The organism is Streptomyces sp. XM83C (assembly GCF_023072675.1).
GTDB lineage: Bacteria > Actinomycetota > Actinomycetes > Streptomycetales > Streptomycetaceae > Streptomyces > Streptomyces thermocoprophilus.
This window is the reverse complement of the sequence record NZ_JALLGL010000533.1, coordinates 1-1,898: the sequence shown is the minus strand read 5'-3', so window position 1 is coordinate 1,898 and position 1,898 is coordinate 1. Positions and strand designations below refer to the sequence as shown.

At 77.5% G+C, this 1,898-nt stretch carries 1 pseudogene; it reads left to right on the top strand.

The annotated features are described in order from the left end of the window. Positions 1 to 400: 400 nt before the first annotated feature. Positions 401 to 1,735, top strand: a pseudogene (locus MTQ10_RS30115) (helix-turn-helix transcriptional regulator); the annotation flags it as partial. Positions 1,736 to 1,898 lie beyond the last annotated feature (163 nt).

Sequence of the window (1,898 nt, the reverse complement as noted above, 5' to 3'; positions counted from 1 at the left end):
GCCCCTGGACGCCCGGTGTCCGGAGCAGCCGGGCGCCGTACCCGTACCCGCCGCCGTCCCGCACCTCCACACCGCCCGCTGCGAGTCCTCGCCGCTGCGGACGCCTTCGCCGGACACGGACGCGGCAGCGAGGACCGCCGCTCTCACCGTTCCGGTCGCCCCCGTGCCTCTGCCTCGCAGTGGTGCGGGGCGGTCGGAGGGCTCGGTCCGGTCGGCGGACGGGAGCGTGTCGGGCGCCGGGGTCGGTGCGGCGGCGGGGAGCGACTGTGCTGTTCCGGTTTGTCCTGTGCCCCTGCCTCGCGGCGGTGCGGGCCGGTCCGCGGGCCTCGCCGGTGGTGTCCGGGACACGGGCGGGAGCGCGTCCGGGGCCGACGCCGAAGCCGGTGCGGTGGCACGGGGCGGCCCCGACGGCCCGGTCGCGTCGGCCTCCCGGGCGCAGGCCGGTGCGCCTCGGCCCGATCCGCTCGACGACTACCGCGCCGGTATGCGTGCCGTCCTGGAGGCGCGGTTCGATCTGGCCGCCGCACCCCTGCGCCGCGTCCTCGCCCTTGCCGCGGACAGCGACGACCCCGAACACCAACTGCGGTCGGCCGCCGCCGCGCTGCTGCTCGGCGACGTGGCCGCCGCCCGCCGGGCCGGGGCACGGGCGCTGGCCGTCGCCCGCACCCTGGGCTCGACCGCGCTCGAACCGAGAGCGCTGGAGTACCTCGCCTACGCCGAGCTGCGCGCCGGGCGGCACGCCCTCGCCCGTACCCACGCCGAGCAGGGACTGCGCGAGGCCCGCCGCAACGGGCTGCGCAACATCGCCGCCCACCACCACGCCGTACTCGCCCTCACCGCGTCGATCGAGGGCGACCCCGACCCCGTACAGCACGCGTACGGGGACGGGCGGCATGCCGGGCCGGCCGGGGAGCACGGTCACGGGAGTACCGTCGAGGCGCATGCGGCGGCGGCGCTCGCCACGGCACGGCGGCACGGGCTCGCGCAGGCCGCCGCCCTCGCCCAGTGGGCGACCGCCCGCGCCGACCTCGCCCGCGGCCGGCCCCGTGAGGCCGCCGACCGGCTCGGCGTCCTCGTCCGGCCCGGCCCGCGCCGGGGACACTTCGCCATGTGGCTGCTCGCCGTCCCCTGCTACGTCGAGGCCGCAGCGCTCGCCGGACAGCCCGACGACGCCCACGAGACCGTCGAGCACTTCGCCCTGTGGGCGGCCTGCGGCGCCGACCCGCACGCCCCCGCCCAGCTCCTGCGCTGCCGCGCCCTGCTGGCCGGCACCCCCGACAGCGCCGACGAGCTGTACCGGCAGGCGCTCGACCGGCACGACGACAGCCCCTCCGACTACGAACGCGCCCGCACCGAACTCCTCTACGGCAAATGGCTGCGGCGCCGCCGCCGGCTGCGCGAGGCCCGCACCCGCCTCGGCGCAGCCCTCATCGGCTTCGAGCGCTGCGGCGCCCGCCCCTGGGCCCGGCAGGCCGCCGCCGAACTGCGCGCCAACGGCGCCGCCGCCGACAGCCGGGCCGCCGGCGCGCTGTCCCGGCTCACCCCGCAGCAACTGCGCATCGCCCGGCAGGTCGCCGACGGCGCCACCAACCGCGAGGTCGCCCTCAGCCTCTCCGTCAGCACCCGCACCGTCGACTACCACCTGCGCAACGTCTTCGCCGCGCTCGGTGTGCGCTCCCGCGTGGAGCTGGCCCGGATGGTCGAACAGGAGGACTGGTCCGCGGTGCGGCCATGACAGCCGTGCACCGCGCGCTGCGACTATTTCGCTACAGGGCCTAGGGACCGACTGGACGGTATGTCATTCTTCGGGGCAGGACGAGTGCCAGCCGATGGGGGAGAGGACCGCGATGCACCAAGCCCTGCGGCCACGAGCCGTGCCCCGCCCCACAGCACTACCC